23 protein-coding genes and 1 pseudogene are annotated in these 24326 nt (G+C 59.5%); 11 read left to right on the forward strand and 13 right to left on the reverse strand.

The genetic code is table 11. The annotated features are described in order from the left end of the window. Positions 1-103: 103 nt before the first annotated feature. The 6 genes from murJ to ispH all read left to right on the forward strand — a co-directional run bounded on the left by murJ (position 104) and on the right by ispH (position 7542). Positions 104-1648: a murein biosynthesis integral membrane protein MurJ gene (murJ, locus tag QWI18_RS11980; protein ID WP_369318904.1), complete on the forward strand. Its 1545-nt coding sequence runs from the start codon at positions 104-106 to the stop codon at positions 1646-1648. Between the two features lie 118 nt (positions 1649-1766). Beyond that, positions 1767-2714 (forward strand): bifunctional riboflavin kinase/FAD synthetase, encoded by a 948-nt coding sequence (gene ribF / locus QWI18_RS11985; protein ID WP_369318905.1) that lies wholly within the window; start codon positions 1767-1769, stop codon positions 2712-2714. Between the two features lies 1 nt (position 2715). Beyond that, positions 2716-5547 (forward strand): isoleucine--tRNA ligase, encoded by a 2832-nt coding sequence (gene ileS / locus QWI18_RS11990; RefSeq protein WP_369318906.1) that lies wholly within the window; start codon positions 2716-2718, stop codon positions 5545-5547. Beyond that, positions 5540-6052 (forward strand): signal peptidase II, encoded by a 513-nt coding sequence (lspA, locus tag QWI18_RS11995; RefSeq protein WP_065987672.1) that lies wholly within the window; start codon positions 5540-5542, stop codon positions 6050-6052. The genes ileS and lspA overlap by 8 nt, the downstream gene beginning before the upstream one ends. 7 nt (positions 6053-6059) lie before the next feature. After that, complete coding sequence (gene fkpB, locus QWI18_RS12000; RefSeq protein WP_065987706.1) at positions 6060-6512, forward strand: FKBP-type peptidyl-prolyl cis-trans isomerase; 453 nt, start codon at positions 6060-6062, stop codon at positions 6510-6512. An 82-nt stretch (positions 6513-6594) separates the two neighbouring features. After that, on the forward strand, positions 6595-7542 hold the full coding sequence (gene ispH, locus QWI18_RS12005) for a 4-hydroxy-3-methylbut-2-enyl diphosphate reductase (RefSeq protein WP_065987671.1): 948 nt from the start codon (positions 6595-6597) through the stop codon (positions 7540-7542). A 21-nt stretch (positions 7543-7563) separates the two neighbouring features. Here the strand turns inward: ispH and QWI18_RS12010 are convergent, their stop codons facing one another. Continuing rightward, the gene (locus tag QWI18_RS12010) at positions 7564-8067 is read right to left on the reverse strand and encodes a GspH/FimT family pseudopilin (protein ID WP_192133158.1); all 504 of its coding nucleotides are present in this window, start codon (positions 8065-8067) and stop codon (positions 7564-7566) included. 195 nt (positions 8068-8262) lie between these two features. Between QWI18_RS12010 and pilV (QWI18_RS12015) the strand changes: the two genes are divergently transcribed. Genes pilV (QWI18_RS12015) through QWI18_RS12030 form a run of 4 tightly spaced genes read left to right on the forward strand, consistent with a single transcriptional unit; the run spans position 8263 to position 10304 of the window. After that, positions 8263-8691 (forward strand): type IV pilus modification protein PilV, encoded by a 429-nt coding sequence (gene pilV, locus QWI18_RS12015; protein ID WP_369318907.1) that lies wholly within the window; start codon positions 8263-8265, stop codon positions 8689-8691. Next, positions 8688-9389 (forward strand): PilW family protein, encoded by a 702-nt coding sequence (locus QWI18_RS12020; protein WP_369318908.1) that lies wholly within the window; start codon positions 8688-8690, stop codon positions 9387-9389. The genes pilV (QWI18_RS12015) and QWI18_RS12020 overlap by 4 nt, the downstream gene beginning before the upstream one ends. Before the next feature lie 4 nt (positions 9390-9393). After that, a complete protein-coding gene (locus QWI18_RS12025) occupies positions 9394-9885 on the forward strand; it encodes a PilX N-terminal domain-containing pilus assembly protein (protein ID WP_369318909.1) in 492 nt (163 codons plus the stop codon). Further along, entirely contained in the window at positions 9882-10304 is a 423-nt protein-coding gene (locus QWI18_RS12030) for a type IV pilin protein (protein WP_369318910.1), read from the forward strand. Before QWI18_RS12025 ends, QWI18_RS12030 begins: the two co-directional genes overlap by 4 nt. Positions 10305-10307: 3 nt before the next feature. Here QWI18_RS12030 and QWI18_RS12035 read toward each other — a convergent pair whose 3' ends face one another. From QWI18_RS12035 to QWI18_RS12060, 6 genes are read right to left on the reverse strand one after another with little or no spacing between them, the layout of a single operon-like run. Next, on the reverse strand, positions 10308-10718 hold the full coding sequence (locus tag QWI18_RS12035) for a type IV pilin protein (protein WP_065987665.1): 411 nt from the start codon (positions 10716-10718) through the stop codon (positions 10308-10310). Positions 10719-10729: 11 nt separating this feature from the next. After that, positions 10730-15091 (reverse strand): pilus assembly protein, encoded by a 4362-nt coding sequence (locus tag QWI18_RS12040; RefSeq protein WP_369318911.1) that lies wholly within the window; start codon positions 15089-15091, stop codon positions 10730-10732. Positions 15092-15115: 24 nt separating this feature from the next. Beyond that, positions 15116-15694: a PilX N-terminal domain-containing pilus assembly protein gene (locus QWI18_RS12045; protein WP_369318912.1), complete on the reverse strand. Its 579-nt coding sequence runs from the start codon at positions 15692-15694 to the stop codon at positions 15116-15118. Next, the gene (locus QWI18_RS12050; RefSeq protein WP_369318913.1) at positions 15691-16485 is read right to left on the reverse strand and encodes a PilW family protein; all 795 of its coding nucleotides are present in this window, start codon (positions 16483-16485) and stop codon (positions 15691-15693) included. The genes QWI18_RS12045 and QWI18_RS12050 overlap by 4 nt, the downstream gene beginning before the upstream one ends. After that, on the reverse strand, positions 16482-17042 hold the full coding sequence (gene pilV / locus QWI18_RS12055) for a type IV pilus modification protein PilV (RefSeq protein ID WP_369318914.1): 561 nt from the start codon (positions 17040-17042) through the stop codon (positions 16482-16484). The genes QWI18_RS12050 and pilV (QWI18_RS12055) overlap by 4 nt, the downstream gene beginning before the upstream one ends. Continuing rightward, the gene (locus QWI18_RS12060) at positions 17036-17572 is read right to left on the reverse strand and encodes a GspH/FimT family pseudopilin (protein WP_369318915.1); all 537 of its coding nucleotides are present in this window, start codon (positions 17570-17572) and stop codon (positions 17036-17038) included. Before QWI18_RS12060 ends, pilV (QWI18_RS12055) begins: the two co-directional genes overlap by 7 nt. 191 nt (positions 17573-17763) lie before the next feature. On the opposite strand from QWI18_RS12060, the gene thiO reads away from it, so the two are divergent. Further along, positions 17764-18861, forward strand: a complete 1098-nt coding sequence (thiO, locus tag QWI18_RS12065; RefSeq protein ID WP_369318916.1) for a glycine oxidase ThiO — start codon at positions 17764-17766, stop codon at positions 18859-18861. On the opposite strand, the pseudogene QWI18_RS12070 reads toward thiO, so the two are convergent. The 6 genes and pseudogenes from QWI18_RS12070 to QWI18_RS12095 form a co-directional block, all read right to left on the reverse strand. Further along, positions 18837-19281: pseudogene (locus QWI18_RS12070) on the reverse strand (hypothetical protein). The gene thiO and the pseudogene QWI18_RS12070 overlap by 25 nt on opposite strands. A gap of 14 nt (positions 19282-19295) precedes the next feature. After that, a complete protein-coding gene (locus QWI18_RS12075) occupies positions 19296-19865 on the reverse strand; it encodes a nucleotidyltransferase domain-containing protein (RefSeq protein WP_192133138.1) in 570 nt (189 codons plus the stop codon). A 76-nt stretch (positions 19866-19941) separates the two neighbouring features. Continuing rightward, complete coding sequence (locus QWI18_RS12080; protein ID WP_369318917.1) at positions 19942-21282, reverse strand: sigma-54-dependent transcriptional regulator; 1341 nt, start codon at positions 21280-21282, stop codon at positions 19942-19944. A 2-nt stretch (positions 21283-21284) separates the two neighbouring features. After that, on the reverse strand, positions 21285-22877 hold the full coding sequence (locus tag QWI18_RS12085; RefSeq protein WP_296308078.1) for a PAS domain-containing sensor histidine kinase: 1593 nt from the start codon (positions 22875-22877) through the stop codon (positions 21285-21287). Next, positions 22867-23106, reverse strand: a complete 240-nt coding sequence (locus QWI18_RS12090) for a PP0621 family protein (protein ID WP_369318918.1) — start codon at positions 23104-23106, stop codon at positions 22867-22869. The genes QWI18_RS12085 and QWI18_RS12090 overlap by 11 nt, the downstream gene beginning before the upstream one ends. Positions 23107-23258: 152 nt before the next feature. Next, positions 23259-24281, reverse strand: a complete 1023-nt coding sequence (locus QWI18_RS12095; protein WP_065987656.1) for an outer membrane protein assembly factor BamD — start codon at positions 24279-24281, stop codon at positions 23259-23261. Positions 24282-24326 lie beyond the last annotated feature (45 nt).

Below are 24326 nucleotides of genomic sequence, written 5' to 3' on the forward strand. Positions count from 1 at the left end.
CTGTAAACTCGCGGGCTTTGGCTCTGAGCTGTTTTGCGGCGCGGAGTATCGCATATATGGAACGCGCTTTGGCGCTTCCTTTGGTCAGGCGTATAACCTTTCGATGAATCTACTCAAATCGCTTGCCGCCGTGAGCTCTATTACGATGCTTTCGCGGGTGCTGGGCTTTGTCCGCGACACCATCATCGCGCGCGCTTTCGGTGCCGGCATGGCCACTGACGCCTTCTTTATCGCCTTCAAGCTGCCCAATCTGCTGCGCCGGATCTTTGCCGAGGGCGCTTTTTCCCAGGCCTTCGTTCCCATCCTGGCGGAATACAAGAGCCAACAGGGCGAAGAGGCAACCCGCACATTTGTCGCGTATGTCACCGGCCTGCTGACCTTGGCCCTGGCGATCGTCACGGTGCTGGGCGTCGTATTTGCCCCGTGGGTCATCTGGGCCACCGCGCCGGGTTTTGCCGATACGCCGGAGAAGTTCCAGCTGACCTCGGACCTGCTGCGGGTGACCTTTCCTTATATATTGCTCATTTCGCTGTCATCACTGGCCGGCGCTATCCTCAACACGTGGAATCGCTTCTCCGTACCTGCGTTCGTGCCGACGCTGCTCAATCTGGCGATGATCTTCTTCGCCCTGTTCCTTACGCCCTATTTCCACCCACCCGTGATGGCGCTGGGCTGGGCTGTGCTGGCGGGCGGTTTGCTGCAGCTTCTTTATCAGCTGCCGCACCTGAAAAAGATCGGCATGCTGGTGCTGCCGCGACTCAACCTGCGGGACACCGGTGTCTGGCGGGTGATGAAGCAGATGCTGCCGGCCATGCTCGGGGTGTCCGTCAGTCAGATTTCGCTGATCATCAACACCATATTCGCCTCGTTTCTTGTCGCCGGTTCCGTGTCTTGGATGTATTACGCCGACCGCCTGATGGAACTGCCTTCCGGGGTGCTCGGCGTGGCGTTGGGGACGATTCTGCTGCCGATTCTCTCGAAAACCTACGCCAGCCGGGATCGCCATGAATATTCGCGGATTCTCGACTGGGGCCTGCGCTTGTGTTTCCTGTTGGTGCTGCCGTGCACCCTGGCGCTCGGGCTGCTTGCCGAGCCGCTAACAGTTTCGCTGTTCCAGTACGGCAAGTTCGACGCCGTGGATGCTGCGATGACCCAGCGTGCGCTGGTCGCGTACTCGGTGGGACTGCTGGGCATCATCGTGATCAAGGTGCTCGCGCCGGGCTTTTATGCTCAACAAAATATCCGCACGCCGGTGAAAATCGCGATCTTCACCCTCATAGTGACTCAGCTGTTCAATGTGCTTTTCGTCTATGTCATCCATCTGGCACACGCCGGTTTAGCGCTCGCGATCAGTGTCGGGGCTTGCCTCAATGCGTTGCTGTTGTTCTGGCAGTTGCGCAAGCAGGACCTGTTTCAGCCGCAGCCGGGTTGGCCGATGTTCCTGGGCAAGCTGACTATCGCGGTGGTGGCGATGTCCGCCGTGCTGCTGGGCCTGATGCATGTGATGCCCGCTTGGTCAGACGGCGAGATGCTGCAGCGATTCCTGCGCCTCGGCGCGCTGGTACTGGCAGGTGTCGTGACGTATTTCGGCACTTTGCTGTTGCTGGGTTTCCGGGTCAGGCATTTCGCTCGCAAGGCGATCCTGTAGGATCAGTCGTCGTTTTCTGCCGGTTAACGTCGATTGTTGTGGTTTGCCCGGATGTGTCGCCTGTCGTAGACGGCGGTGTGTGGTTATAATCGGCCACTTTATGAGCAAGAAGCGCGTTATGCAGCTGGTTCGAGGCCTTCACAATCTGCGCCCGCAGCACCGGGGCTGCGTCGCCACCATTGGCAATTTCGACGGTGTACACCGGGGTCATCAGGCTATCCTGGCGAGACTGCGTGAACGCGCCGTCGAGCTGGGCCTGCCCAGCTGTGTAGTGATTTTCGAACCGCAACCGCGTGAGTTCTTCGCTCCCGACACTGCGCCGGCCCGTCTGGCCCGGCTGCGCGACAAGCTCGATCTGCTGGCTGGCGAGGGCGTTGATCTGGTGTTGTGTCTGGCCTTCAATCAGCGCTTCAGCAAGCTCAGTGCATCCGAGTTTGTCGACACCGTGCTGATCGATGGCCTGGGTGTGAAACACCTGGAGGTGGGTGACGACTTCCGTTTTGGCTGTGACCGCGTGGGCGATTTCGATTTCCTGCAAACAGTCGGCGCCGAAAAGGGCTTCACCGTCGAAGCGGCGCAGACCGTTGAAATCGATGGCGTCCGCGTCAGCAGCACCAAGGTGCGCACCGCGTTGGCCGCCGCAGACTTCACCCTGGCCGAGCATTTACTGGGCCGCCCGTTCGAAATCTCTGGCCGCGTACTGCATGGCCAGAAACTGGCGCGTCAGTTGGGTACGCCCACGGCCAACGTGCAACTCAAACGTCGTCGCGTGCCATTGACCGGTGTCTACCTGGTCAGCGCGCAGATCGATGGCAAGGTATGGCCGGGCGTCGCCAACATTGGCGTGCGTCCCAGCGTGGCGGGCGATGGACGTCCCCATCTGGAGATTCACCTTCTGGATTTTACCGGCGATATCTATGGCCGGCGTTTGACGGTGGTATTCCACCACAAGCTGCGTGATGAGCAGCGCTTTGCCTCCCTTGAGGCGCTCAAGACGGCGATCGATGCGGATGTCGCTGCCGCTCGTGCCCACTGGCACGACCAACCGCTAAACTTTAGAGCCTGAAATGACCGACTACAAAGCCACGCTTAATCTTCCGGACACCGCCTTCCCGATGAAGGCCGGCCTGCCCCAGCGCGAGCCGCAAACTCTGCAGCGCTGGGACAGCATTGGCCTGTACCAGAAGCTGCGCGAAATTGGCAAGGATCGGCCCAAGTTCGTGCTGCACGACGGGCCTCCGTACGCCAACGGCAATATCCACATCGGTCATGCGGTCAACAAGATTCTCAAGGACATGATCGTTCGCTCGAAGACCCTTTCCGGCTTCGACGCGCCTTATGTCCCGGGCTGGGATTGCCACGGTCTGCCGATCGAGCACAAGGTCGAAGTCACCCACGGCAAGAATCTGCCTGCGGACAAGACCCGGGAACTGTGCCGTGCCTACGCGGCCGAGCAGATCGAAGGGCAGAAAGCCGAGTTCATCCGCCTGGGTGTGCTGGGCGACTGGGACAACCCGTACCGCACCATGGACTTCGCCAACGAAGCCGGTGAAATCCGCGCGTTGGCTGAGATGGTCAAGAACGGCTTCGTCTTCAAGGGCCTGAAGCCGGTCAACTGGTGTTTCGATTGCGGCTCTGCATTGGCTGAAGCGGAAGTTGAATATCAGGACAAGAAATCGTCCACCATCGACGTCGCCTTCCCGGTGGCCGATGCCGACAAGCTGGCTGCCGCCTTCGGTCTGCCAAGTCTGGGCAAACCTGCTGCCATCGTGATCTGGACCACCACCCCGTGGACCATCCCGGCAAACCAGGCGCTCAACGTTCACCCGGAATTCACCTACGCACTGGTCGATACCGGCGAGCGCCTGCTGGTGCTGGCTGAAGAGCTGGTTGAGCCCTGCCTGAAGCGATGGAACCTTGAAGGTTCGGTGCTGGCGACGGCCGAAGGTTCGGCGCTCGAGCTGATCAATTTCCGTCATCCGTTCTACGATCGTCTTTCGCCCATCTATCTGGCCGACTATGTCGAGCTGGGCGCGGGCACCGGTGTCGTTCACTGCTCGCCGGCCTATGGCGTCGACGACTTCGTGATCTGCAAAAGCTACGGCCTGACCAACGACGACATCATCAGTCCGGTGCAGAGCAACGGCGTGTACAGCCCGTCGCTGGAGTTCTTCGGTGGCCAGTTCATCTTCAAGGCCAACCAGCCAATCATCGACAAGCTGACCGAAGTCGGCGCGTTGCTGCACACCGAAACCATCACCCACAGCTACATGCACTGCTGGCGCCACAAGACGCCGCTGATCTACCGCGCCACCGCGCAGTGGTTCGTCGGCATGGACAAGCAGCCGACGTCGGGTGACACCCTGCGCAACCGCGCCGTGAAGGCCATCGAAGAAACCAAATTCGTCCCGGCATGGGGGCAGGCGCGCCTGCACTCGATGATCGCCAACCGTCCTGACTGGTGCATCTCCCGTCAGCGCAACTGGGGCGTGCCGATCCCGTTTTTCCTGAACAAGGAAAGCGGCGAGCTGCACCCGCGCACCGTTGAGCTGATGGAAGAAGTCGCTCAGCGCGTCGAGCAGGAAGGCATCGAAGCCTGGTTCAAGATGGACGCTGCCGAGCTGCTGGGTGACGAAGCGCCGCACTACGACAAGATCTCCGACACTCTGGACGTCTGGTTCGATTCCGGCACCACGCACTGGCACGTCCTTCGCGGCTCCCACCCGATGGGCCACGAAAGCGGTCCACGCGCCGACCTTTACCTCGAAGGCTCGGACCAGCATCGCGGCTGGTTCCACTCGTCGCTGCTGACCGGTTGCGCCATCGACAATCACGCGCCGTACCGTGAATTGCTCACCCACGGTTTCACCGTGGACGAGAACGGCCGCAAGATGTCCAAGTCGCTGGGCAACGTCATCGCGCCGCAGACCGTCAACGACACACTGGGCGCGGACATCATGCGCCTGTGGGTTTCGGCGACCGATTACTCCGGCGAAATGGCCGTTTCCAACACCATTCTGCAGCGCAGCGCAGATGCGTATCGACGCATCCGCAACACCGCGCGCTTCCTGCTCTCGAACCTGACCGGCTTCAACCCGGCCACCGACTTGCTGCCAGCCGAAGAGATGCTGGCGCTGGACCGCTGGGCGGTGGATCGCGCCCTGCTGTTGCAGCGTGAACTGGAAGAGCACTACGGCGAATATCGGTTCTGGAACGTCTACTCGAAGGTGCACAACTTCTGCGTTCAGGAATTGGGTGGCTTCTATCTGGACATCATCAAGGACCGCCAGTACACCACCGGTGCCAACAGCACGGCGCGCCGCTCTTGCCAGACTGCGCTGTTCCACATCTCCGAAGCGCTGGTTCGCTGGATCGCACCGATCCTGGCGTTCACCGCCGATGAACTGTGGCAGTACTTGCCGGGCGAGCGTAACGAGTCGGTCATGCTCAACACCTGGTATACCGAGCTGAGCGAACTGCCTGAAGGCTTCGAGCTTGATCGCGCCTATTGGGAGCGGATCATGGCGGTGAAGGTGGCGGTCAACAAGGAAATGGAAAACCTGCGCGCGGCCAAAGCCATTGGCGGCAACTTGCAAGCCGAAGTCACGCTGTACGCCGAAGACGCGCTGGTGGCGGATCTGTCCAAGCTGAGCAACGAGCTGCGTTTCGTGCTGATCACCTCAACGGCCAGCGTCGCGCCTTTCGTCAGCGCGCCTGCCGATGCGGTGGTCACCGAAGTGGCTGGTTTGAAACTCAAGGTCGTCAAATCCGGCCACGCCAAGTGCGCGCGCTGCTGGCATCACCGCGAGGACGTCGGGGTCAATCCCGAGCATCCGGAAATCTGCGGTCGTTGCGTCGACAACATCAGCGGCGCAGGCGAGGTTCGTCACTATGCCTAATGCATCGGCTGGCCGTATGGGCCGACTGGGTTGGTTGTGGTTGAGCGTGCTGGTGGTGGTCATTGACCAGGCCAGCAAGTTCTACTTCGAAAACCGCCTGGAGTTGTACGAGCAGATCGTCATCCTTCCTGACTACTTCAGCTGGATGCTGGCCTACAACACCGGGGCTGCGTTCAGCTTCCTGGCCGACAGTTCCGGCTGGCAGCGCTGGTTGTTTGCGCTGATCGCGGTCGTGGTGAGTGGGGTGCTGGTGGTCTGGCTCAAGCGGCTCGGACGCGACGAAACCTGGCTGGCGATTGCCCTTGCCCTGATATTGGGCGGGGCGCTCGGCAATCTGTATGACCGAATCTTCATCGGCCATGTCATAGACTTCATATTCGTGCATTGGAAAGAACACGGCTTCCCGGCCTTCAATGTCGCGGACAGCGCCATTACCGTTGGCGCGATCATGCTGGCTCTGGACATGTTCAAGAGCAAGAAAACCGGAGAGACCGTCAATGACTGATCAGTTGATGACCGAACAGGCTACTCAGGAAACACGCATCGGTCAGAACACGGAAGTCACCCTGCATTTCGCGCTGCACCTGGAAAACGGCGACACCGTCGACAGCACGTTTGACAAGGCGCCGGCGACTTTTAAGGTCGGCGATGGCAGCCTGCTTCCGGGCTTTGAGGCGCTGATCTTTGGCTTCAAAGCCGGTGACAAACGCACGCTTCAAGTGCCGCCGGAAAACGCTTTCGGTCAGCCGAACCCGCAAAATCTGCAGGTCATGCCCCGTTCGCAGTTCCAGAATATGGAGCTGTCGGAAGGGCTGCTGGTGATCTTCAACGATGCGGCGAACACCGAGCTGCCGGGCGTGGTGAAATCGATGGACGATGATCAGGTCACCGTCGATTTCAATCACCCGCTGGCGGGCAAGACGTTGACCTTCGAAGTGGAAATTTTCGAGGTGAAGGCACTCTGAGCATCGCCAGAGCGCCTGGCCCCGGCACTGTTCGGGGCCTTTTCGTTTATATGTTTCATTGCGCGTAGACACGAGGCACATCATGCAAATCAAACTCGCCAACCCACGTGGCTTCTGCGCCGGGGTGGACCGTGCGATCGAAATCGTCAATCGCGCGCTGGAAGTGTTTGGCCCGCCGATCTACGTGCGCCATGAAGTGGTTCATAACAAATTCGTCGTCGAAGACCTGCGCAGCCGTGGCGCGATCTTCGTCGAAGAGCTCGATCAGGTGCCGGACGACGTCATCGTGATTTTCAGTGCCCACGGCGTGTCGCAGGCGGTGCGCACCGAGGCGGCAGGTCGCGGCCTGAAGGTGTTCGACGCCACCTGTCCGCTGGTGACCAAAGTGCATATCGAGGTCGCGCGCTACAGCCGTGATGGCCGCGAGTGCATCCTCATTGGGCACGCCGGCCACCCTGAGGTCGAGGGCACGATGGGGCAGTACGACGCCAGCAATGGCGGCGCGATTTATCTGGTCGAAGACGAAGCAGACGTCGCCAACCTCCAGGTGAGCAATCCTGAGAACCTTGCCTTCGTGACCCAGACGACGCTGTCGATGGACGACACCAGCCGGGTCATCGACGCCCTGCGCACACGATTCCCGGCCATTGGTGGCCCGCGCAAGGACGACATCTGTTACGCCACGCAAAACCGTCAGGATGCGGTCAAGGTCCTGGCCGATGAGTGCGACGTGGTGCTGGTGGTCGGCAGCCCGAACAGCTCCAACTCCAATCGCCTGCGTGAACTGGCTGAACGCATGTCGACCCCTGCCTATCTGATTGATGGTGCCGAAGACATGCAGCGCAGCTGGTTCGACGGCGTGGGCCGCATCGGCATTACCGCCGGTGCTTCGGCGCCCGAGGTGCTGGTGCGTGGCGTGATCCAGCAGCTGCACGCCTGGGGTGCGACCGGCGAAGACGAGCTGGCCGGGCGCGAGGAAAACATCACCTTCTCGATGCCCAAGGAATTGCGCGTCAAGTCGCTGCTGTAATCCGGTCATTCCGTAACCGCATCATGCGCAGGGCTCGCTGCTGAATCCCTCGGATCGCAGCGTGACCCTGCCGGTCACCGCAATCACCAACTGGTAGTGGCTGGCAGGTGTGTCTCTGAGGCACACCGCCAGTGTCCCGTTGGCGTTGTTCAGCAGCCGCCCCGTATTATCGAAACCAATGCGCACGGCCACTTTGCTGTTGCCCACCACCCTGACGTTACGGTGGCTGGCGAACTCGGCCAGCGACAGCTCCCCCTCGTCTCTGAGCTGGTTGCGGTTGCTGTCGACGAACACGTTCCAGCCTCGGCTCCAGTCCTTTTCAAGGGCCTGTATCACCACCGGCTGACTGCGCAGAATCGCCTCTGTGCGAGCCATTCGCAGCCCGCTGGCCAGTTGCTGAGCCGTGTCCTGACGTCGTTGTGAGTCGATCAACTGGCCGAAGGCGGGGATAGCGAGCGTCGCGACGATACCCACAATCACCAACCCTGCCAGCAGTTCAATCAGCGTCAATCCTTGCTGTTTCACGAGCGTCTTCCGTTGAGTTCGGCGCTCAAGCAAACACCTGCTCCGTTGCGCTGACAACCGGTTCGATTGTCAGCCGGTATGTCTGCAAGCCGCCGTTACACATCCTTCGGGCAAACCGCTGCGCATCGACTTCACTGGTGCCTGCACAGCGGACGGCAGAGGTGGGCGATGGCAGGAAAGGCGATGCAATCAGGGATGACATTGATCCAAGTGCTGGTTGCGCTGCTGATCTTCAGCGTTGGCATATTGGGTGTGGCGATGCTGCAGCTCAACGCGCTGAAGTACACCGACAGCTCGATGCGCAGCATGCACGTCAGTTTCATCGCTCATGATCTTCTTGAGCGAATCCGCGCCAATCCGGGCACCAGTTATGCGCTGGCTTCGCTGAGTCAGGCGCCATCGTCCGGCAGTGTCGGCGTTCCACGCCAGCAAGACCTGTACGACTTCGCGACGCAGTTGAAACGCGCGGTCGGTGACGATGCCGAGGCATCCATTGCGGTGTCGGGATCGAGCGTGACCGTTACATTGAAGTGGGACGATTCCCGCGCCAGCCAGGAGGCCGCACAGAAGCAGACGCTGACGTTGACCGCAGATGTATCTGCCGAGCGGGGCGCACGACCATGAGGCCTTTGGAGAAAGGCTTTGGCCTCGTCGAAGTTATGCTGGCGCTGGTGTTGGGATTGGTGATGTCGCTGGTCTTGGCGCAGATATTCATCAGCTCAAAAAGCAGCTATGCCAGTCAGACATCGTCCGCCAGCCTGCAGGAAGACGCGCGATTCGTGCTCAGCAAAATGGTCCAGGAAGTGCGGCTAGTGGGCATGTTCGGCTGTTTGGGGAAAGTCGACGACGCCAGCGTCGGCAATGGCTTTTCCAAAGCGTTTGAAGCGCCGATCCACTGGGACGCGAGCTCGCAGACACTGAGCCTCGCCACCGCCGGAACCGGGGAGGGCAGAGGCTGGTCGACCTGGGTCATTCACACCGACTGCGTGTCATCCGCCACCGCGTACTCCAACGGCCGGGCGCCCCGGCTCGCCGGACATGAGACCGCGATGCCCATTCACAAGCAGGTGTATCGCTTCAACAAGGCCCGCAATGAGCTGTCGCTGAATGGCCAGCCCCTGGTCAGCAACGTGCGCGCATTCAGCGTGCTGTTCGGCGTTGCCGGTTCGATCAATGACCGCTCCGTTGCGCGGTACGCGGCCACCGCCGAACCCTCGTTGATCCGCAGTGTACGGCTGACCCTGACACTGTTCGACCCCGCAGATCGGGCGCAGGAACAGACCATCGACGTCGTTGCCGCCCTCCGTAATCGGCTGGGGTGATCACATGAATATGAATCCACAACGTGGCGCGGTGTTGATCGTCAGCCTGGTGTTCCTGCTGTTGCTGACCCTCTTGGCGACATCGTCGATGCAGAACGCCACCCTCCAGGAAAAAGTGGCGGGCACGCTCAAACGGCGTGATGCGTCGTTTCAGTCCGCCGAGACAGCGCTGCGCATTGCTGAATCAAACATCCTGTCATCCGGGTTTTCACTGCCGGCCTGTTCGTCGCCAGCGAGATGTTTGCCTCCGCCTGATGCGCTGACACTTTCCAAAAGCGGAACGGGCGGGGCGTCGGGTGTGGATTGGGTCGCGACGCGCGGTGGTTTCTACGGCATTCAGCATGTCGGCCAAACCGATCAGCCGCCCGGTGGCGGAGACGGTCAGTTTCGGATCCTGTACCGCGTGACGGCCATCGGCATTGAGGGCGACTCACGCACCGTGATCGAAAGCATTCACACCGAGGAGCGTCGCGTGATGTGGCGGCAGCGGCAATGAACAGACCATCCGCGGGTTTCACCCTGATCGAGCTGCTGATTGCCATCGCCATCGTCGCGATTCTCGCCGCCGTCGCGTATCCGCAATACAGCGAATACACCCGGAAAACCCGCCGCTCGGAGATCGCCGGGGTGCTGGTTGAAGAGGCGCAGAAGCTTGAGCGGTTTCATTCACGGGCAGGGCAATACTCGGACGTCAGCGGGCCTCCGGCGTTTAGTCATGAGGTGTCGATGGGGAATGCGTTTTATCGGATAGGGGCTGAGCGCAAGGAGCGGACGTTCACGCTGACCGCTTCGCCGGTTGGCGGAGGAATGATGGCGGGCGATGCGTGTGGGAATTTTGTGCTGGAAAACACTGGCAAGCGCGACAATCTCGGGATGTCAGGGGCTGCCAGTGTGGCGGGGTGTTGGGGGCGATAGTGCTTATTTAAAGCAGTCGGTGCCGCCAGCCGAGGTTTTGTTCCCGAGTTGATCAATAGTTAATGCTCCGCATGCATCTTGCGTTTGCTGATCCCGAGGTGCGGCCGTGAACGAATATGCCGTCGCATTCGCTGTAACGCTCAACTGGTATTTGCCGGTTTGTGAGAGCGGCTGCGTGCTGGCAAAACCCAACGCGGTGAGATTGGTAACCGCATACGTATTGTTCTGAGCGTAGTACCGCTCCATTCGGGCCACGGCGTCATTGAGCATCACTATCCCTTCGGAGCGATAACCGCGCTGGACGTATTTGGTGTAGGACGGATAAGCGATTGCCGCTAGGATGGCAACGATGGCGACGGTAATCATCAACTCGATCAGCGTGAAGCCGCGTTGAGAGCGGTTTGAACAATGCATTAAGTACAGCCTCATGGAGTGTATGGAATAACGCGCCAGTTCTGGCGGCCATTGAAAGCGGTTCCGGTGTTGACGGCGGTGGGTTCGCCGCTCGAATCAGTCGAGTACTTGCTGCCACCGATGCTGCCAACGTCTACACCCCCGGCGCTGATGCTCATCCCGCTGACGACGGTGTCGTTGTAGTTGTCAGCGCTTGAGATGGTGCCATTGCGTCGAAGGTTGAATACGGTGAAAGCCGTGCGACTTCCCGTGGTCGGATCAAGGCCATATAGCCATCCTGTGACGCCCGGGCTGCACACGTCGGTAACCGGCGTTCGCGTCGATGCAAACAATACGCTGCCGCTGAGGACCAGCGGGTCGACCAGCCGCTCACCCAGAAGCGTGTTGCCCACGGCAAGGTCGAGATACCAGCCCGACTTGGCGGTCCAGTCCACGGTGTTATTACTCACGATGCGGACATCGTTACTGGTTCCCGCAAAACTGACGTTATTGGCCTGCGACGTAATCGTCTGAGCCTGAAGGCTGCCCCGCGTTAACGTTGGCGTTGACGATGCTGCGGCGCCGACCGTTTGTTTATCCCAGATGCCGTACAAGGTCTGCAGGTCGGTGCTGGCCTTGTCGGCCGTCGCGAAATAGCGCCCCGTTCCGAACAACACGATCGTTCCCGCTGCAGTCGGATGTGCTACGACCGTCGGTGGTGCGGTAATGGACTGCACGGCGGCCCCGGCCGTATCGCTCGCGGTCGCGGTGTAGAGCGGTTTGTTGCCAAACGCTACTTTGTAGTTGCTCGCTGTGGCGTTTGCCGTCAGCGAACTTGCAATCAGGTCAAAGCGCCATAGGTTGCCAAGCAGGTCCCCGGCGTACACGTAATCTGCATAGCCGTCGGCGTTTGCGTCCAGCACCACGGGAGAAGACAGCCCGTTGTTGCCGGTCACCGAGGTGGTCAACTTGCTGATCGTGGCACCTGTGGCGGCATTGAGGATGAACAGTGATGCATTGCCGTTGTTACCGCTGTAGCCATTGCCGACTATGACGCCCCATTCTCCGGAGTGCAGCTTGGCGATTACAGGAACGGAAAAACTTGAGCCTAGATCCACGTCGTTCTGTGATGTGAACTCCCAGAGCAGGCTGATGCTGTCGGGGTTGGTGATGTCCAGCGCAAAGATTTCTCGCCCGCCCGCACCCAGCGTGCCCACCAGAATCGTGTGCCACGCGCTGCCAAAGTATACGTCTGCGACGACCGGCGTGCTGTCGACGAAAAAACGATGGAGAGCGGAGTTGGAGTTGTAATCCTTATTGGTCAATGCATTGAGGTTCGAGATCACTGCCGTGGGAATGAATGCGAACTTTTCGACGCCGGTCAGGGTATCGAACGCATGCAACATCCCATCGTTGGCGCCAACGTAGACTTGCCCGCGTCGAGTGCTCTGGGTCGTCTGGAACGTCCCGTAGGCGCCGCTCTGCCCATCAAGGGTATCGGCAACGGATGCGTCATAGAGGGATGTGTCCACCACCACTGGCGAAGAGTTGACCAAGTCACCGATCAGCGAAGCGCGGCGGCGGTATGTAGAGGTGGCTTTACTGGTGTCACCTTTCACGAAGTCCACTTGATCGGACGTTAGTGTCGTCTGCAAGTTGATGCCGGCGTAGGTACGGTTCGCCAGGTTGGCATACGTGAACGCCTGCAGGCCGTTAGTGGTCGTGCCTGCCATCTGGATGTTGCGCGAACTCCATGTAGGCACCACCTGCGAGGCAGACCAGTTCTGCACGCTGCTGGTGCTGCCATCCGCTTTGTTGATCGTGGTGGTGGTCTTGATTAGGTCGCCGCTCCAGGTGGCGACATTGAGGCTGTTCAAATACGTCGCGGCCGCATTGCTGGTGCCGAGCGCAGGGACCACTGCCGGTGTCGCCACCGAGTTATTGGTTTGCAGAATCTGGTTGAAGGCGGCGTCGAGCTGTTGCTTGAGGGTCGAGGCGTTGGTCACCAGAAAGTAATTGTTAGGCGTGCCCGATTTTGTCGAATCCCACTGTCCCGCCACCGGCAGGCTGCTGCTGGTGTTGGTCGGGCCGCCGAAGCCGCCCCACTTGGCCGCGTACCACAATGGATCCTGCAGGTTAGTTATGGAGGTCGTTGGCGAGGCGACGAACCTGCGGGTATGGGTATCGCCCCGGGATGAAGGTGATACCGCCTGGTTTTGGTCTTTGCGTCCCGGGAGCAGGTCGGCCGTGTTGTTGCAGGTCGCGGTTGATGTTGCGCATGCACCGGGAAGTCTCGTACCGGGCGTATCGAGCGAGTAGTGAAGGTTTCCGTTGGCCCCCCCTGTCACCTCCAGATAAATACCGTCGGTGGTGGTGCCGGAAATGGTATAGCCCATGTGCGACTCGGCGCCCGATACCGAGTAGACGGTCTGCAGCGTCACATCCAGCGTGCCGAGGGCGTTGACCGCGACGGTATAGAGCACAATGGCGTCCATGTCGTAATCGCAGCCCTGACCGCAGTCGTCGAACACCACCCGGAAAACCGCCTGCGCCCGGCCGCCGTTGATATTGGCGTTGGTGGGCTGGCCAGTCATGTTGTACAGCGAATCGATATAAAAGCCGGTGATTTGCTCGGTAATGCCGCTGCTCGCCACTTTGCCAAATGGCACCAGCGTGATTGAGCCCGTGCCGACGGGCATTTGAATCCGCGGTAGCGTCGACGAGAGTGCGATGGAGAAGGTCTGGACCTTTTGATTACCTAGAGAGGTAATCGGGTTGGTGTTGGCGAAATAAGCCACTGCCGCTGCGTTGAAAGTGCCCTCTTTGGTGGGCTCTTCCGGCAACCCCCTGATGTTACCCAGACTGGACGCTGCTTTTGCAGTCGGCGCCTGATCGCTAGCGCCTAGTGTCTGGCCGATATTTATGTTTTTGCTGCCACCCACATCCGTGTTCCAGATCGTCTGTCCAAGCGCATTTACGTCTAGATTGGTCAGCGCAGCGGAACTGCCTGGGGCCGCGTTTATTGTGTATTTGCTGCCAGGCAAGTCAGAGTCATAACTGGGTGTTACGTCACTGAAAAGTGTCTCGAATGGCTTGGAGCAACTCGGATAAGTTGGCGGTGTAGCGGCTGCGTTCGGCGTCGCCGAATAAGGGTTGCTCCACGTCGTGACGCTGGTCAGGCTCAAGCCGCCGCTGGTGTCAGCATTCCCGGATTTGTAATTAGCGGTGGGAGTAGTCTCGCCGCTGAAGTAGCGCATGGTCTCAAACATCATTTCGCCGAGCGGATTCCCCCAGTTCGGGCAGTTGGCGTTCGGCATGGGCGTGACGTAGATATTGCAACCGGTGGTGCTGAGCCTCAGCCCGTCCAGCGTCCCGATGATAGCGCCTTTCACGTAGTTGCCGTTTCTGTCCTGTGTGCCAAAGATTCCCGTCGAGGCATCGATCTCGGCCGAGAAGCTGCCCATCGCCTTGCGGACTACACCTCCCTGAATATTGTTCTGGTAGGTGCCCGTTACAAGTCCGAAGTACATCTGGTTGCCTTCACCGTAATCGTGAAGGATGCCTGTGGGTTTATAGGTGCCATTGGGATAGAGCTTGCAGTTGCTTTCGATGAAGCCTGATTTACAGACCTCGACCCGTACCTGGTAGTTGGTGGGGGAAACATCGACGTCGCTAAAGTTGGTATTGGTTGCCTTGGACCCGCCCTGGGTCACTTCCCGAGATACCCAGCCAAAGATGCGAATGTTCGACACATTGGATAGCACGCGCAGCAACGGCGCGCTGCTCTGTGTGTTGTTGGCGAAGAGCGTGTAGTTGCCGGCACTGGGATTCGACAGCGGGGTGTAGTCCGACAGGTCGTAACCATCCACGTTACGGCTTGAGTACTCCTTGCCCCACGTGTGCGCGTCGGTCGAAATATAGGCGCGGGTAAGAATGGTCTGCGAGGTGGTGTCTACCTCGCGATAGCCGCCATAGAGCACTTTGCGCAGCGCATCGGCGCGTGAGGTCGTCAGGTAATTAAGGTAATCACCGCTCCAGTTTCCCGGGCATTTTTTGAGGTTCGCAACTGTCGTTTTCGACTGCGCCGAGAAGTAACCATTGTTGTAGCTGTAGCACGTGAGTGAATCGAAATAGCCCAGGTAAGTAATTGAGGGCTTATAACGAATATCGATAGAGCCGTCACCGTCCAAGTCGGAGGCGTCGTTATAGGCAGGGAAAAACAACTTGTGGTCGCGGCCCACTACCAGCATGTTCAGCGGCGGTACGGAGTTGTTCAGGAACAGCGGCAGCTGCGCGGGGACCTGGCTCACGGCAGCGTACGCCACGCCGAACGGCAGCAGGATCAGACAGGCCAGTGCTACGATGAAACTGCTGAGCGTGATTGGCTTATTCATGGTCGTTCACTGTCTGGCAGGCGCTTAAGAGTCGGAAACGGCAAAAACCGTGCGAAGGATGACGCGTTGCGTGGTTGTGTCGCTGGAGCATCTGACGTTGGAAGCGCAGGCGGTGATTTCGTAATAGTGACGGCCGCAGTCTCTGGCCAGAAGCGCACAGTTGTTCTGCGCCTGACCGTCCAGGAACTTCAAATCGGTCACATACCATTCAATCTCGACGTTATTGCCGGTGGCCGGGTTGTATTGATATGTGGTAACCAAATTGATATTGGCGCTGTTGGCGGCGGTGAATGCCGGTAGATAATCGCCGTTTACCAAGGTCGTCGGGACACGCATGCAGGGCTTGTTCGTATTGCCGGCGATCGTAGTGCATTGCCACTGGTTAATGCTCAGCTCACCGATTCGGAGCCCCGCTTCGGCGGCGTTGGTCAGGGTCTTCTGGAGCCTGAGGTTACCGGTGATCCGGGATTCGAGCGACACCCCCCGCATGCTGGAAAGTGCAAGCAACGTGATGATCAACAGCATCATCAGCGCCACCAGAAGAGTGGCGCCGGTCTGGTTGCGGTGTTGCCAGCGCGCAAGCGTATTGATCGGGGGCCTCATGGCATCTGATTCCGGATCATGATGGTCCCCTGCACAATTTGATAAATACCTTTCGTATCGTTGTAGCTGGTGCCATAGCGCCCGTTCCAGTCTTTGAGCGCGAGTGAAATATCCGTGGTTGTATCCCGGATCATCGGTGTGCCCGAGCTCTGCATCAAAGCGCTGTAACGGACCGCCGCAATGGTACCGGTCGGCGCAGTAGCAGTGTATTTGGTGACGGCTTTCGGGTCAGTAGGGTCCGATCCATATTCAAAGCGCAGATCCTGGACACCGCTCACGAGCTGCTGAGTGATGGCGCCGTTGGTGCATGTAATGGCTTTGTTGTCAGAATCGAAGGCTATTTTCTGGACAATTTTCGGGCGCACGGTGGCCGGCACCGGCTTCGCCGAATAGGGTGCAGTGATGCTGTCTTTGTCCCCCGTCGCCAAGGCCGTTCCCTGGCAGGTGACGTCGAGTTTGCTGGTGGCCTGATACTGAACGCACAAGGCGGATTCGGATATCGCCACGACGGAGGCGCCCAGTGGAAAATTGCAGCCGCTCAGAGAGTTGTCGGCGGGAATTACGGCGCCGAGGCTGCTGCGATAGCCGGCTTTCAACAATTCCTGGCTCAGGATGGCCAAGGTGAAACGGCCATTTTCCTGATTGCCCATCTGCGCTTGCTGAAAAAGATAAGTCCGCTGGTTGCTGATGAAAATCTGAGTCACGCCGAGGATCAGGAGCAGGCCGATGACCATCGCGACCATTAGCTCGATCAGTGACAGGCCTTTTTGCCGGTTAGCTAAGGCTTTCATTTGATGCGTGTCCTCAAGCGATAGGTGCAGGTACCTGGCGTCGTGAGACTGGAGCCGGTCATGCAGTCAGCGGCGTTCTTGACCTTCCAGGCAACCTGAATCTCCAGATCGGCGTTCGTTGCGCTTGAGGTCGTGCAGGCTGATACATCGCCTGGCGTAGGTGTTTTGCAGATGTAGAAGCTGTCCGAGTCAAGCAGGCTGTCGGCGCCTGGCAACATGGTGCCTGCACGTGATGCCCAGCAACCGATCTGCTCGGACAGCGCTGACGGTGAAGGTGTGCAGTCTGAAGCGGGACTTGGGAACGAGGCGCCCGGCGCCTTCAGGCATGAATTGCCGGTGGTGCAATCCGCGGGTGCGCTGCGAATGATTTCGACGAGATCGTCCACAAGCATGATCGCGGTATTACGCTGAACAGAATCCTGAGTGTAGGGAATGGCCTTGCTTTGAAGGGCAACCATGCCAAGCACACCCACTACAATAATGAGCAGGCTGACCAGGACTTCGATCATGCTGAAACCAGCTGAGCGACCGCGCGCGAAGCTACCGTTCATCAGCATCCCCCAGGGCGCGTCGAGACGGGAGGAGCGATGCGTCCACTGGACTGCACAGAGATAAACTGCGGTATAACGGAGGCGTCATTGGCGTATGAGACCTGGAAGCAGGCTGTGGCAGAGGATGTACCTGTCGGCGAGAAAGCAATGCTGCCCACTGCGGTCGTAATCGTGATACCGGATTGCAGCCCCGAGGCGCCAATTTGTCTCAGCGTCTGCTGAGTCGTTTTGACCGAGAGATCTCCCGCCCAGTTGGCGCTACTGCTCCCGGGGGCCGCAATGGTGACAGGCGTACTACGAGTCACCGCTTCCGCTCGAGAGTATTGCAGCAGGTTATAAAGCTCATCGGCCCCTGCCCTCACGTTACTGCGGTGAATCAGGCTGACGAAACTCGGCACCGCAATGGCGGCAAAAATGCCAACGATCATTACGGTCACGATCAGCTCGATCAACGTAAACCCGCCATTAACGCCCTTGTCAGGACATTGCCAGCTGCGACGCGGATTCGGGCGCGTCAGACCAGAGCTGAGATCCATCAAGGAAATTCCATTTTTTGCATTGAAATATGGTGATACTACTCAGCTCCTAAGTCGCTAAGTAGTAGATGTTCGGGAATTTTCGGCGGACCGGTGGCACACAGTATTTCTTCGGCTGCGTTCGCGTCAGGTTGATTGCCATCTGACGGGCGGATTGCGGCGCATATAATTCGTGGATGGTTGGGTTCAGCATGTCCGGGCAACACATCATTATCATCGGCGGCGGCGTCATCGGCCTTCTGACCGCCTTCAACCTCGCCTCCAAAGTCCGAAGCGTAACGCTGATCGACCGATCGGAAGTCGGCCAGGAATCCTCCTGGGCCGGTGGCGGCATTGTGTCTCCGCTTTACCCGTGGCGCTACAGCCCCGCCGTAACGGCACTCTCGCACTGGTCGCAGGATTTTTATCCACAGCTCGCCGAGCGCTTGCTGGCAATGACCGGCATCGATCCGCAAGTCCACAAAACCGGCCTTTACTGGCTGGACTTGGACGACGAAGCTGAGGCGCTCGAATGGGCAGCGCGTGTGAATCGTCCGCTGACGTCGGTGGATATTTCTGCGGTCTACGACGCCGTGCCGGTCATGGGCGGCGGCTATTCGCGAGCGGTGCACATGGCCGACGTCGCTAACGTCCGCAATCCGCGTCTGGTCAAGTCGCTCAAGGCTGCGTTACTGGCATTGCCCAACGTGGTGATTCGCGAGCACTGCCAGGTCATCGACTTTGTGCGCGAAGGTGATCGCGTCCTGGGTGTCACGACGGACGGGGGCGATGTGCTGGGCGACAGTGTGGTGCTGGCGGCCGGCGCATGGAGCGGGGATCTACTTGGCAAACTGGGGCTGGCGCTGCCTGTTGAGCCGGTCAAAGGTCAGATGATTCTCTACAAATGCGCCGCCGACTTTCTGCCGAGCATGATCCTCGCCAAGGGCCGTTACGCCATCCCCCGGCGTGACGGGCATATCCTCATCGGTAGTACGCTCGAACACGAAGGCTTTGATAAGACCCCCACTGAAAATGCTCTGGAAAGCTTGAAAGCTTCGGCGATCGAATTGATCCCCGCGCTGGCGGATGCGCACGTGGTCAGGCACTGGGCGGGGTTGCGACCGGGGTCGCCTGACGGCATTCCATTCATCGGGCCGGTGCCGAATCATCACGGCTTGTGGCTCAACTGTGGCCATTACCGCAACGGCCTGGTGCTGGCGCCGGCTTCGTGTCAGTTGCTGACGGATTTGCTGGTCGGGGAAAGGCCGATTATTGATGAAGCGGCTTATGCGCCAGAGGGGAGACTGTAACCATGAGCGGCCATCTCCGACGCCAGTAGCCCTCGAAGTGCTTCGGTACTCGTGAGTAGCTCCGCAAGCAACGCGTCATCGATATCCATGTAGCCTTCGTACTCAGCGAGGTTTCTGCGCTCGTGGCAAAGCGCAAAGAGCCGTACCTGCACTTTATCCAGATTCAGCGTGTGTGGAAGGCACTGAAACACAAGATAGCGGCGGTCCGACCGGTATCCTTTCAGGCGCAGTGCCGACAGCGCCATTGCGTGTGCAGCGTTATAGGCCAGATCAAAACGGCTGGCGTATGAAAGAGCGGAATTATGAGCGTCCAACAGCCTATCAAGGGCCGAGCGGACCAGTCCGATATTCGTTCTTGTCAGCAGGCTCGGCTTTCAATCCGCCGGTACGTACCAAGTTCGCCAAAGGCTCGTTGCCCATTCCGTGGGTTCTCCCTAATCGCTTCCGATGATGTCGATCTTTTCCTGCTCTGCCACTCGGGTCACGAAGCTGTTGCCGGTGGCGAGCTTCGCTTTCCAGTCCGACGGCGTGTAGAGCGTTGGGTTGATGGGCCTGCCCAGCATCTCTTCGAGCGGGATCATACGCTCCATCACTTCGCTGTAGCTGACGCCTTCACCGATCAGCATCAGATCTAGGTCGCTGGATGTGTTGGCGGTCCCTTTCGCAACCGAGCCGTAGATAAACGCTCGCTGAATCTGGTCTGCGAAAGGCAGCAACTCCACTCGAAGGTGATCGGCGATGCCGAATGTTTTGCGCACAAGGCCAGTCAGTTCGGGGTACACCGGACTTTCAGGATTCGCCTGATAATGGATTTGGTTGCCCTGCCGGGTTGCGGTCAGCAAACCTGCTGAGTGCAATTTCTCCAGCTCACGAGTTGTGCTGCCTTTGCCGACCTGGACCCAGCGACTGATTTCGTTGGTATAGAAGCTCCGCTCCGGATTGCCGAAGAGCAGGCCCAGCACTCGTTGCTGAGTCGTGGTGAAGAGCGCGTCGCCGATGTTCATAGGGATCTGTCTAGATAAGTCCCAAAAAGGGAACGATAGGTCCCTTTTTGGGACCTGTCCAGCGCGGCGTAATCCATCACTCCAATCCCAACTTCTTCAACCGATAACGCATCGACCTGAACGTCAAATTCAAACGCTGCGCTGCCGCCGTGCGATTCCAGCGGGTTTCCTCCAGCGCCTGCAGGATCAGTTTGCGCTCGATGCTTTCCAGGTAGTCTTCCAGGTTATCAATGTTGGCCAGGCTCGGGCCGTTCTCCTCGGCGGGGCGTGATGGCTCGGCCAGGCGCAGGTCCGCGGTGTCGATCTGATCGTCTTCGCACAGCGTGTATGCCCGCTCAAGCATGTTTTCCAGCTCGCGCACGTTGCCGGGGAAGCGATAGCCCTTGAGGGCCGCCAGCGCATGGGGCGGTAGGACGGTCGCTGGCTCACCGGCGTACTCGGTCAGGCGGCGCAGTACGCTGTTGGCGATCTCTTCGATGTCTTCGCGACGTTCGCGCAACGGCGGCACGCGCAGCTCGATGACGTTCAGTCGGTAATACAAATCCTGCCGGAAACGCCCGGCAGCCACTTCCTGATTAAGGTCCTTGTGGGTCGCGCACAGCACGCGAACATCCACCACTTGCTCCTGCTGACCGCCGATGGCGCGAACGGACTTTTCCTGGATCGCGCGGAGCAGTTTCACCTGCATCGCCAGCGGCAGATCAGCCACTTCATCGAGAAACAGGGTGCCGCCGTGGGCGACCTGAAACAGCCCGGGCTTGTCTTCGTGGGCGCCGGTGAAGCTGCCTTTGCGATGTCCGAAAAATTCGCTTTCCATCAGCTCTGAAGGGATCGCGCCACAATTGACCGGCACAAACGGCTGCTCGGCGCGCGGGCCTTGCTCATGAATAAGCCGGGCGACCAGTTCTTTGCCGCTGCCCGATTCGCCGCTGATGTAGATCGGCGCCTGGCTGCGCGCCAGTTTGGCGATCTGCTTGCGCAGCGCCTGCATCGGCGGGGAGCTGCCCAGCAGGCGATGGTCAATGCGGTTTTCTTCGGCAGGCGCGGTGCGCAGGCGCAGGGCGCTGGACACCAACTCACGCAAGCGTGTCAGGTCGACCGGCTTGGTCAGGAAATCGAACGCGCCGGCTTTCAGTGCATGGATCGCCGTGTCGAGGCTGCCATGGGCGGTGATCATCGCCACCGGTACCTGGTTGTGGCGTTTCTGAATGTGTTGCACCAACTCCAGGCCGTTGCCATCGGGCAAGCGCATGTCGGTCAGGCACAGGTCGAACGGCTCGCGGGCCAGCCACTCTTGCGCTTCCTTGACGTTGCGCGCACTGCGGGTGTCCAGTTTCATCCGACCGAGCGTGATTTCCAGCAGCTCGCGAATGTCCGGCTCATCGTCGACGATCAGGATCTTTTGCCGTTGGCTCATGTTCAGCTCAGCTTGAACGGATGGGCGAAGGTCATTCGCATGCAGCTTCCGCCACCTTCCCGTGGAATGTAATTGAGGCTCGCCTGATTGCTTTCGCACAACTCGCGCGAGAGATACAGGCCCAGGCCGGTTCCTTTGCTTTCGGTGGTGAAGAAGGGTTCGAAGATTTTGGCCAGATGCTCTTCGGCAACGCCTGGCCCGTCGTCGAGGACGTCCAGCGTCGGCAGTTCGCTGAACGGGGCTTGAAACAACCTTAGCCAAACTTGCGCGTGTTCGTGGAGCTGGCCGCTGTAGCGCAAACCGTTTTGCACCAGATTGCTCATCACCTGCTGCAATTGTTCGGCGTCCATCTGCGTACTGAGCACGCCTGCGCCGATGTCCAGATGCACGCTTTGACCCGCCGTTAGCTCATCCCGAAGGTTAACGACGAACGCCTCCAGCCATTGCTTGAGATCGAGCAGATGGGGTTCGGTCTGACGTCGACGAGACAGCTGCAGAACGTTCTCGATCACCAGATTCATCCGCCGCGATTGATCGTGAATGATCTGATTGAGACGCCGGTCCGGCGCGGTCAGTTCCTCCGATTCCAGCAGCAGTTGCGCGGCATGACTGATGGCGCCCAGCGGGTTGCGGATCTCGTGGGCAATACCGGCGGTCAGTCTGCCCAGCGCGGCCAGTTTGAGCTGCTGGGCCTGTTGGGAAATCTGCGACAGGTCATCGAGAAATACCAACGTGTGGCGATGACTGCCGCGTGCCAGTGGGATGAAACCCGGACGCAGCACCGGACCAATGGCCGAAGTGGTGATGCTGCGCGGGGCCATCGACGGGTTGGTCATCCATTGACCCAGGCGCTCGACCAGTTGCGGCGAATAGGCGTCGACGATTTCGCCCAGCAAGCGCTCGTGGCCCAGTAAATTCAGCGCGCTCTGGTTGGCGAGCAGTACTTTGTGGTCCTCGTCGAGCACCAGAATGCCGGTGCGCATGCGCTGCAGGATCAGCGCGTTGAGTTCTTCAAGGTTGTCGACGTCAGCGGCGCGACGTTCGGCGATGTCTTCACTGAGCTGCAAGCGGCGTGACAGGGCCTGGACCAGCAGGGCCGCCGCAAAGCACAGGGCGCCCAGCGAGCCGGCCTGCACGAAATGGTTGGCGGCAGAGGGCTTGTGATAGCTGATGTAGAAGGTCAGATAGATGATGCCGATGGCTGACAGCGCGGCAATCAGCAGGCCGGTTCGCTTGCGCAGGAGCACGTTGCTGATCGCCACCGAGGCGATGATCAGGTTGCCAATGCCGCTCGGTGCACCGCCCCCGGCGTAGAACAGCGCCGCCAGCATCAGCGTGTCGGCCATGGCGAGGGAGAACAGTTGCCCCTGGCGGCTCGGGCGTTCGAGCAGCACCACGACAAGGATGTTGAAGACCAGATACAGCCAGCAGCCGATGCGGAACAGCTCGATGTCGGCCAGCTCCAGCAATTCGGCGTCCAGGCTGCTGGAGATCAGCAGCACCAGCAGCACGCCGATGCTCAGACGATAGAGGTGATACAGCCGCAGGATGCGTTGGGCCTGAGGCGTCGCCAGCGACAGGCTGTCAGCGGTCACGTGCAGCGGGGCCCTGCAAACGGTGCGCTTCGGTGCAATACCATTGCTGGTTTTGGCTCAGCGCGCTATCGCGGGGGACATGCACGCCACATTGCGCGCAACGCACCATGGGCGCTGCGTCGAGTTCCGGCGTTGCGGGCTTCGGGCGTGGGGCAGGGCCTTTGACCAGGCGTTTGAAAAACCAGACGACCGCCACAATCAGGGCGAGCCACATAATCAAGCGAATCATGTCTGTCAGCTTATGAAGTGAAGAGCGCGCAGTGTAGCCAAGCGGATGTCGGGCGCACAGTCATCTCCATCGCCGGATGCTGTCGGAAAGTGGTCGGGCATGAAAAAAGGCCCCGAAGGGCCTCTTTTAGCTGACGTTTGGCAGGGACTGAATCAGTCGAACAGGCCAAAGGTCATGTAGCTGAAGATCGAGCGGCTTTTCGGCGTGCCGTCGTCGTCATCGTTTTTCTTCTCTTCGTCAGCCGACTGGTTCTCAGGCAAGAGTTCGGCAGGGATGGCTTCCTTGGCGTCCTGATACTGCTTGATCACGTCCTGATTGGCGCGGGTTTGTCCTGGCGGCAGCGGCGGACGGCTTTCAATCAGACCCAGGGTCGCCTTGGACAGCCAGGAACGGTTGTCGGCCTCTGCCGTGCGCGCTTCGAACTTGCCATCTACCAGCTGCGGGTGATCTGGATAGTTGGTTTTCAGGACTTCCAGGCTGGTTTCAGCCAGGTCGTCCAGGTGCAGACGCTGATAAGCCTCGACCATGACCGCCAGGCCGTCACCGACCGATGGGGTTTCCTGGAAGTTTTCGACAACGTAACGACCGCGGTTGGCCGCTGCGACGTAAGCCTGACGGGTCAGGTAGTAGTCGGCAACGTGAATCTCGTAGGCCGCCAGCAGGTTGCGCAGGTAAATCATGCGCTGCTTGGCGTCAGGGGCGTAGCGGCTGTTCGGGTAGCGGCTGGTCAGCTGGGCGAACTCGTTGTACGAATCGCGAGCAGCGCCCGGGTCACGCTTGGTCTGATCCAGCGGCAGGAAGCGGGCAATGATGCCGACGTCCTGGTCGAACGAGGTCAGGCCCTTGAGGTAATAGGCGTAGTCGACGTTCGGGTGTTGCGGGTGCAGACGAATGAAACGCTCGGCCGCCGACTTGGCAGCCTCGGGCTCGCCATTCTTGTAGTTGGCGTAGATCAGCTCGAGTTGCGCCTGGTCAGCATAGCGACCGAACGGATAACGCGACTCCAGCGCCTTGAGCTTCTCGGTGGCGCTGTTATAGCTGTTGTTGTCCAGATCGGCCTGCGCCTGCTGGTACAGCTCGACTTCACTGAGGTTTTCGTCGATGACTTCTTTCTTCGAAGAACAGGCAACAGTAAGTCCGAGGATGGCTATCAGCAGCAGGTGTTTCACTTGCATGGCGGCTTGCGTCCCTATAACGGCCTGCTGTCTTGCGCAGGACCG

The sequence above is a fragment of the Pseudomonas sp. W2Oct36 genome (genome assembly GCF_041060465.1).
GTDB lineage: Bacteria > Pseudomonadota > Gammaproteobacteria > Pseudomonadales > Pseudomonadaceae > Aquipseudomonas > Aquipseudomonas graminis_B.

What these genes read in the sequence shown, in the direction of transcription:
- murJ (WP_369318904.1), top strand. Translation starts at nt 104, where the DNA reads ATGAATCTACTCAAATCGCTTGCCGCCGTGAGCTCTATTACGATGCTT.
- ribF (WP_369318905.1), top strand. Translation starts at nt 1,767, where the DNA reads ATGCAGCTGGTTCGAGGCCTTCACAATCTGCGCCCGCAGCACCGGGGC.
- ileS (WP_369318906.1), top strand. Translation starts at nt 2,716, where the DNA reads ATGACCGACTACAAAGCCACGCTTAATCTTCCGGACACCGCCTTCCCG.
- lspA (WP_065987672.1), top strand. Translation starts at nt 5,540, where the DNA reads ATGCCTAATGCATCGGCTGGCCGTATGGGCCGACTGGGTTGGTTGTGG.
- fkpB (WP_065987706.1), top strand. Translation starts at nt 6,060, where the DNA reads ATGACCGAACAGGCTACTCAGGAAACACGCATCGGTCAGAACACGGAA.
- ispH (WP_065987671.1), top strand. Translation starts at nt 6,595, where the DNA reads ATGCAAATCAAACTCGCCAACCCACGTGGCTTCTGCGCCGGGGTGGAC.
- pilV (WP_369318907.1), top strand. Translation starts at nt 8,263, where the DNA reads ATGACATTGATCCAAGTGCTGGTTGCGCTGCTGATCTTCAGCGTTGGC.
- QWI18_RS12020 (WP_369318908.1), top strand. Translation starts at nt 8,688, where the DNA reads ATGAGGCCTTTGGAGAAAGGCTTTGGCCTCGTCGAAGTTATGCTGGCG.
- QWI18_RS12025 (WP_369318909.1), top strand. Translation starts at nt 9,394, where the DNA reads ATGAATATGAATCCACAACGTGGCGCGGTGTTGATCGTCAGCCTGGTG.
- QWI18_RS12030 (WP_369318910.1), top strand. Translation starts at nt 9,882, where the DNA reads ATGAACAGACCATCCGCGGGTTTCACCCTGATCGAGCTGCTGATTGCC.
- QWI18_RS12035 (WP_065987665.1), bottom strand. Translation starts at nt 10,718, where the DNA reads ATGCATTGTTCAAACCGCTCTCAACGCGGCTTCACGCTGATCGAGTTG.
- QWI18_RS12040 (WP_369318911.1), bottom strand. Translation starts at nt 15,091, where the DNA reads ATGAATAAGCCAATCACGCTCAGCAGTTTCATCGTAGCACTGGCCTGT.
- QWI18_RS12045 (WP_369318912.1), bottom strand. Translation starts at nt 15,694, where the DNA reads ATGAGGCCCCCGATCAATACGCTTGCGCGCTGGCAACACCGCAACCAG.
- QWI18_RS12050 (WP_369318913.1), bottom strand. Translation starts at nt 16,485, where the DNA reads ATGAAAGCCTTAGCTAACCGGCAAAAAGGCCTGTCACTGATCGAGCTA.
- pilV (WP_369318914.1), bottom strand. Translation starts at nt 17,042, where the DNA reads ATGCTGATGAACGGTAGCTTCGCGCGCGGTCGCTCAGCTGGTTTCAGC.
- QWI18_RS12060 (WP_369318915.1), bottom strand. Translation starts at nt 17,572, where the DNA reads ATGGATCTCAGCTCTGGTCTGACGCGCCCGAATCCGCGTCGCAGCTGG.
- thiO (WP_369318916.1), top strand. Translation starts at nt 17,764, where the DNA reads ATGTCCGGGCAACACATCATTATCATCGGCGGCGGCGTCATCGGCCTT.
- QWI18_RS12075 (WP_192133138.1), bottom strand. Translation starts at nt 19,865, where the DNA reads ATGAACATCGGCGACGCGCTCTTCACCACGACTCAGCAACGAGTGCTG.
- QWI18_RS12080 (WP_369318917.1), bottom strand. Translation starts at nt 21,282, where the DNA reads ATGAGCCAACGGCAAAAGATCCTGATCGTCGACGATGAGCCGGACATT.
- QWI18_RS12090 (WP_369318918.1), bottom strand. Translation starts at nt 23,106, where the DNA reads ATGATTCGCTTGATTATGTGGCTCGCCCTGATTGTGGCGGTCGTCTGG.
- QWI18_RS12095 (WP_065987656.1), bottom strand. Translation starts at nt 24,281, where the DNA reads ATGCAAGTGAAACACCTGCTGCTGATAGCCATCCTCGGACTTACTGTT.